Annotated in this window: 5 protein-coding genes; 4 read left to right on the top strand and 1 reads right to left on the bottom strand. The window is 61.8% G+C overall.

Translation table 11 applies throughout. The annotated features are described in order from the left end of the window. Positions 1 to 276: 276 nt before the first annotated feature. On the bottom strand, positions 277 to 1,107 hold the full coding sequence (gene mobQ, locus RT91_RS19115; protein ID WP_055726040.1) for a MobQ family relaxase: 831 nt from the start codon (positions 1,105 to 1,107) through the stop codon (positions 277 to 279). Positions 1,108 to 1,275: 168 nt separating this feature from the next. Here mobQ and RT91_RS23090 point away from each other — a divergent pair, with 168 nt between their 5' ends. The 4 genes from RT91_RS23090 (at position 1,276) to RT91_RS19130 (ending at position 3,298) form a co-directional block, all read left to right on the top strand. Then, a complete protein-coding gene (locus RT91_RS23090) occupies positions 1,276 to 1,521 on the top strand; it encodes an EexN family lipoprotein (RefSeq protein ID WP_152982885.1) in 246 nt (81 codons plus the stop codon). Continuing rightward, entirely contained in the window at positions 1,521 to 1,841 is a 321-nt protein-coding gene (locus tag RT91_RS19120) for a mobilization protein (protein ID WP_051788391.1), read from the top strand. The genes RT91_RS23090 and RT91_RS19120 overlap by 1 nt, the downstream gene beginning before the upstream one ends. Positions 1,842 to 2,141: 300 nt before the next feature. Beyond that, positions 2,142 to 2,864, top strand: a complete 723-nt coding sequence (locus RT91_RS19125; protein WP_035189384.1) for a hypothetical protein — start codon at positions 2,142 to 2,144, stop codon at positions 2,862 to 2,864. Next, positions 2,861 to 3,298, top strand: a complete 438-nt coding sequence (locus tag RT91_RS19130; protein WP_035189385.1) for a DUF29 domain-containing protein — start codon at positions 2,861 to 2,863, stop codon at positions 3,296 to 3,298. The genes RT91_RS19125 and RT91_RS19130 overlap by 4 nt, the downstream gene beginning before the upstream one ends. The last annotated feature ends 52 nt before the right edge of the window (positions 3,299 to 3,350 follow it).

Raw genomic sequence — 3,350 nt, forward strand, 5'->3', positions numbered from 1 at the left:
CGAGACGCGCATGTAGCCGATCAGCATGTACGGAAATCCCCTTCGAGACGGTTTCCGTATATCATGCCATTCCGACTATGTTTTCCGTACATGATTCGGCACAAAATCTGGGACTTTTCGGCAGGTCTCGGACCACCGACGGAAAACAGGTGTTTTCCGTCATCGCGCGGTTCCGGCCTCAGAACCGCGCTCTCCGCTCAAACCCGCAGAAAACCTCCATCCCAACCAGTCAACGTTCCCACTTTGTCCGCTTATGCTACAGCGCAGGGCGTTTCGTTACTTCGGGCCCTCAAGATGACGCTCGCTCCGCTCCTCTCGCATCGCGTCCCGGCGACTGGCACCCCGCAACTGCTTGGCCCGGTGGCGCGCCATCACCCCGGCATCATCCGACAGGCCCCGCATCCGCTCACGGGCCGCCCGGCGCTCGATCGCCATGGCACCGGGGCCAAGGTGAACACCGGGCGGCCTAAACCGGTCACGAGGGTCGAGCCCGCGTTCGGCGTCCCGCCTGGCAAAGCTGCGATGATCCACCCGCGCCGTCACCCGTGCCCGTTCCAGGGCCGCGTTGACTTGCTCAGCCCAGGCCTCACGTAGCCCCTCCACCAGCGCCGGGCCGGTCGTCCGGCCATCAAGCTCACGGGTCTTGTCTCCCAGCCCGTTCTCGTTCGCCACCCGCGTCGTGGTCAGGATGTGGGCGTGCCAGTTCCGCTGGTCGCCCTCACGATGCGGCTCGTGCAGCGCCACGTCAGCAACCACGCCAAACCGCTCAACCACCGTCTCCGCGAACCGCCGGGCCAGCGCCACCCGCTCCCCCTCGGGAAGCTCGGCGGGGAGGGCAAGCTCATATTCGCGCGCCACCGTGCTGTTTTTCCGCGTCTCCGCAGCCTCGGCCCGGTTCCACAGGGCCGAGCGGTCCAAGGCCCAAGCCTCGGCACCGGCAGGCGCGACAATGAATGATTCCACCACGCCACGTTTGCGGGTGTAATCGTGCATCCGGCCATCGCGCTCGCAGGCAAGACGGATGCCGGAGCGGTAGGCAGCAGCGGCAACCGCGCTGCGACCGCTCGAACGGCTCACCGTCTTGACCGAGAGATGATAGATCGCCACAGCCGCCAACGCTTCCTTTCTTGCCTGTCTCGGCGAGGGATCGCACGCAAACCCGCAGGGTTTGCATAAGTGCGCACTTCTCACTACCGTTCGAAGTGTCACACCCATCGACCTCCATCGTCAACCCCGCTACGCTACCACAAGGTTTCACGCCAAAAGGAGAAGCAAATGCGTCGAGTTGCTGTCGGTATTATCCTTGCTGCAAGCCTCTCAGGATGCTCGCACGCACACTCAGTCGCATGGTTCAAAAAACATCCGCATGCGCTACAGGCAACACTCAAAAAATGCTCTGCCATGCCTGCCAAAGAGGCGAAGAACAGCGGTAATTGCCAATCCGCCATTCAAGCCAATTCGGATAACTTCTGGGCACCTACAAATTTACCCGCGAAGAGCAGCAAAGGGGTCGGTTACTGATGGCCGGTGATCTCGAAGCCAAGATTGAGGCGGCCCGGAAGCGGGCGGCACAGGCCAAGGCAAGGCTTGCCGATCTGGAAGCACGGGCGAACCAGAAGGCCCGCAGGCTGGAAACCCGTCGTAAGGTCATCCTTGGAGGCCTGCTGATCGATGCCGCTGGGAAGGATGACCGCTTCTCCAAGGTGATCACGGCTCTCATGGCCCGGATGGTCCGTGAACAGGATCGGAAGGCGTTTGAGGGCTGGCTGGTCCCTTCCCCCTCTCCTGAACCCCTTGGCGTCAACCAGCCGCCCTCAGAGCCGCCCCAGACGGTCGAGTAGGCCCCAGACCGTTCCCCATCGTCCCCCTGAGCCACTTGCCGGCCTGACAGCCATCTCAGGCGGCTTTCTTAGGCCCCTGACACCCCCACCAGCGCGGCCCGTCAGGGCCGCCAATCATGGGCAAATCGCAAAGCGATTTTCCGCTTCTTTCTTCTAAATCTTCTTAGGATAAGGATACCGCCGGACGATTTCGGAAAAAAACCTAGGGTTTCTGCCGGATTGCGGCGGAAAATCGTTTGACAATAGTTGGCTACCAGCCAACTATGGTTGGCTACCAGCCAACTATCAGGAGTCGCGCCCATGGCCATAACCGCCGCCGAATTGCGCCGCCGGGGATACTCAGACGACGATATCCGCCTCGCCCAGACCGTGCAGGAGGCCAACCGGAGAGCAGGTGCCCCTTCTCGAACCTTGGCCGAGGTTTTGGCCGGTAACCAAGCCCGCCCACGCCCGGCCGCGCCGGTCGAGGATCTGACCGCACGCCAGCTTCGCCGCCGCGGAACCTACGGCCAGGCCGCTCTCCTCGTTGACCAGGCGGCGCTTGGCGAGCGCGATCCAGCCCGCGCAGCACAAGCAAGGCTGCTCGGCCATGGCTTAAAAGCTATGGCCGAACGCCCAGTTCAGCTAGAGTTTGACTTCTTTGGAGGCGGTAACGTGAGCCTTGGACACCAGTACATCGACGCCGTACAGGCCCGCCTGATGGCAACAAACGCCACCCCAGCAGAACGGGACGCTGCCCTTGCAACCCTTCTGCTCATCACCCGGCACCTCGAATGGCAGTCCTACGTCTGCACCAAAATTGCCGCCGATCTGGCTGAACTGCGTGGCGTCGACAAAGGCGACATGACGCGCACCCTCACGCTCCTTGAGCGGGTTGGGGCGATCAATCGGGTGAAGAAAGGCCGCACTAAGATCATCGCCGTGACGCCGGAAGGCGCGTTCCGGGGAAAGATCGACAACCACGGCGAGGCCGTCGAACGCTACAAGGCTGAGGTCATTCAACTACGCCCGGAGCCAGCATGAGCGCCAATCTCTACGACCAAGATTTCTACGCCTGGGCGAATGAACAGGCCGGGCTTCTGCGCGCTGGGAAGCTGACACAGGCCGACATTGAACACATCGCCGAGGAAATCGAGAGCATGGGCAAAACCGAGAAGCGCGAACTTGTAAACCGCCTCACGGTCCTGCTCGCACACCTGCTCAAGTGGCAGCACCAGCCCGCCCGGCGCGGGGCTTCATGGGAAGTTACAATCGGCACCCAGCGGCGTGCGATCACGCGCCACTTGGCCGACAACCCTAGCCTAAAATCAAAGCTGCCAGAGGCTTTTGCCGACGCTTACATCGACGCGCGCGGCGAAGCGTATGTGGAGACTGGTCTGCCCAAAGCTACCTTTCCTGCCACTTGCCCGTGGTCCTTCGAGCAGATGATGGCTGATGATTTCTGGCCGGAAGTCTAAGGGGCCATCTCCATTTCGTCGGCCCAAATCGGAAGTTGATGTTCAGTCTCTT

Origin of the sequence: Acidiphilium sp. JA12-A1, from assembly GCF_000724705.2 — a bacterium.
Taxonomy (GTDB): Bacteria; Pseudomonadota; Alphaproteobacteria; order Acetobacterales; family Acetobacteraceae; genus Acidiphilium; species Acidiphilium multivorum.

Bases quoted from the DNA above. Each gene is read 5' to 3' on its own strand.
- RT91_RS23090 (WP_152982885.1), top strand. From the start codon at position 1,276: ATGCGTCGAGTTGCTGTCGGTATTATCCTTGCTGCAAGCCTCTCAGGA.
- RT91_RS19120 (WP_051788391.1), top strand. From the start codon at position 1,521: ATGGCCGGTGATCTCGAAGCCAAGATTGAGGCGGCCCGGAAGCGGGCG.
- RT91_RS19125 (WP_035189384.1), top strand. From the start codon at position 2,142: ATGGCCATAACCGCCGCCGAATTGCGCCGCCGGGGATACTCAGACGAC.
- RT91_RS19130 (WP_035189385.1), top strand. From the start codon at position 2,861: ATGAGCGCCAATCTCTACGACCAAGATTTCTACGCCTGGGCGAATGAA.